At 74.2% G+C, this 2,167-nt stretch carries 3 protein-coding genes; 1 reads left to right on the plus strand and 2 read right to left on the minus strand.

Annotated elements, in window-relative coordinates; translation table 11 throughout:
* On the minus strand, positions 1–706 hold a 706-nt coding region (locus tag AIIKEEIJ_RS14055; protein WP_161995908.1), incomplete at its 3' end, for a chorismate-binding protein.
* Positions 707–751: 45 nt separating this feature from the next.
* Positions 752–1,219, minus strand: coding sequence for a universal stress protein (locus AIIKEEIJ_RS14060; RefSeq protein WP_006940275.1), 468 nt, complete (start codon positions 1,217–1,219; stop codon positions 752–754).
* A 100-nt stretch (positions 1,220–1,319) separates the two neighbouring features.
* Between AIIKEEIJ_RS14060 and AIIKEEIJ_RS14065 the strand changes: the two genes are divergently transcribed.
* Positions 1,320–2,167 (plus strand): glycoside hydrolase family 3 protein (locus AIIKEEIJ_RS14065; RefSeq protein WP_161995909.1); only part of this gene is annotated, 848 nt, incomplete at its 3' end.

Here is a 2,167-nt window from a genome sequence, read left to right on the forward strand (position 1 = left end):
GCACGGGCGTGCCCGGGATCTCCAGTTCGCTGCACAGCGGGGTCAGGCGGGAGCGGATCCAGTCGATGACGAACGCGTGCTCGGCGAGGTTCTTCGCCGAGGCGAGCAGCTGCCGGCCCGCCTCACGGTCGGCGCCGGGGTCGGCGCAGCGGGCGGCGGTGCCCGCGAGCGGACGGCACGTGACGGCCTCGCCGCGGCGGCTGACCAGCAGTTCGGGCGTCGCGCCGACCAGGGTGTGGCCGCGGTACCGCTCGCCGGCGGCGCTCAGGTCCGCCGCGTAGACGTGGGCGGTGGGGTGGCGCTCGGCCATCCGGGCCGCGAGAGCGAGCGGGTCGACGGGCGTCTCGGAGACGAGCGTGACCGAGCGCGCGGCGACGACCTTGTCGAGTTCGCCGCGGCCGAGCCGGTCGCGCAGCGCCGCGACCCGCGCGACGTGCTGCTGCGGCGCCGGGGTCTGCGCGGCGATCCGCACCGCCGGCAGGGCGGGCAGGGCGTCCGGTGGCTGCCACGCCGCGTCGGTCACGTCGGCGGTCTCCGGCTGGGTCAGCGCGGCGGGGCGCTCGGGATCGAAGGGCAGCGCGCCCACGATCAGGTCGGCCTCGCCGCGGCGCAACGCGAAAGAGGCCTCGGCGACGTCGGTGAACCGGCGGCGCGTCCCGGTGGTGTGCACGCTGCGATCGGCGCGGGAGAGCAGGAAACCGTCCATGGTGGGTCGACGATATCCCCCGCCCGCGCCCGGTACGCGCCGCGGCTAGCGTCCCGGGGGGACGATCAGCACGGGCCGATGGCTGTGGCGCAGCACGTGGTCGGCCACCGACGACTGCAGCAGCGAGCGCAGGCCCGTGGTGCCGCGGGTGCCGGTGACGATGATGTCGACGTTCAGCTCGTCGGCGGCCTCGACGATCGCGGTCCACACGGCACTGACCACCTCGAGGGTGCGGCCCTCCGCGGCGAGGCCGGCGGAGCGGGCGAGTTCGAGTCCCTCCGCGTTGATCACCTTCGCGTCGGTGAGGGCCACGTCCTCGGTTTCCTCGTCGGGTACCCACTCCGGCTGCATCACCCCCGACAGCCCGGACATGCGGGCGGCCTGACGGACCATCGGTTCCCAGGCCGTGACGACGACGGCGCGGCACGAGGCGAGGAATCGCCCCGCATACCGCACGGCCCGCTTGGCGTTCTCGGAGCCGTCGTAGGCGATGAGGATGAGATCTGCGGGCATCACGCGTCCCCTGCTGTCGTGGCGGTCCTTGGGGGGCACTTTACCCGTCGCCGTGGGTCGTCGGGGCAGGCACGGCGGTGGTCGGCTACCGTCGGTGGCCATGCGGATCCGTCACACCCTCACCGTCGCGGTCGCGGCTGTCCTCGCCGTCGCCGGGTGCGGGGGACAGGACGCGCCCCGGACCCCGGAGCCCACGGTCGCCGCGACGTCGCAGGCCACGTCGACCGTCGCACAGTCGCCGTCGCCCGCCCCGATGGCGACCGCGTCACCCGCACCGTCCTGCGGCGACGAGCTGCTCGCGTCGCTGACGGTGCGGCAGCGGCTCGCCCAGCTGCTCAACGTCGGTGTCACCGGCACCGCCGACGCCCTCGAGGCGGTGCGGTCCGAACAGATCGGCGGGATCTTCGTCGGCAGCTGGACCGACGTGTCGATGCTGGCCAACCGGGAGATCCCGCAGGTGGTGGCGGCGAGCCGGTTGCCGCTGATGGTCACCATCGACGAGGAGGGCGGCCGGGTCTCGCGCGTGGGGGCGCTGTTCGGTCCCGATCCGTCGGCGCGGGTGACGGCGCAGACGATGACCGTCGAGGAGACGTACCGGATGGCGCTCGAGCGGGGCCGCGAGCTCCGCGAGCTGGGCGTCACCGTCGACTTCGCGCCGGACGTGGACGTGAGCAGCCAGCCGGACGACTCGGTGATCGGCGACCGCTCCTTCTCCGACGATCCGCAGGTGGTGGTGCAGTACGCCGGCGCCTATGCGCGGGGCCTGCGCGACGCGGGAATCCTGCCGGTGCTCAAGCACTTCCCGGGCCACGGTTCGGCGTCGGGCGACTCGCACACCGGTGCGGTCACCGCGCCGCCGCTCGACCAGCTGCAGCAGGTGGACCTGGTGCCGTACCGGGAGCTCGTGGATTCCGGGGTCGCGGTGATGCTCGGGCACCTCGACGTGCC

The organism is Rhodococcus sp. YH1 (assembly GCF_009939605.1).
Classification (GTDB): domain Bacteria; phylum Actinomycetota; class Actinomycetes; order Mycobacteriales; family Mycobacteriaceae; genus Rhodococcus; species Rhodococcus aetherivorans.

Coding starts and splice junctions, on each gene's coding strand:
- AIIKEEIJ_RS14060 (WP_006940275.1), bottom strand. CDS start 1,219: ATGCCCGCAGATCTCATCCTCATCGCCTACGACGGCTCCGAGAACGCC.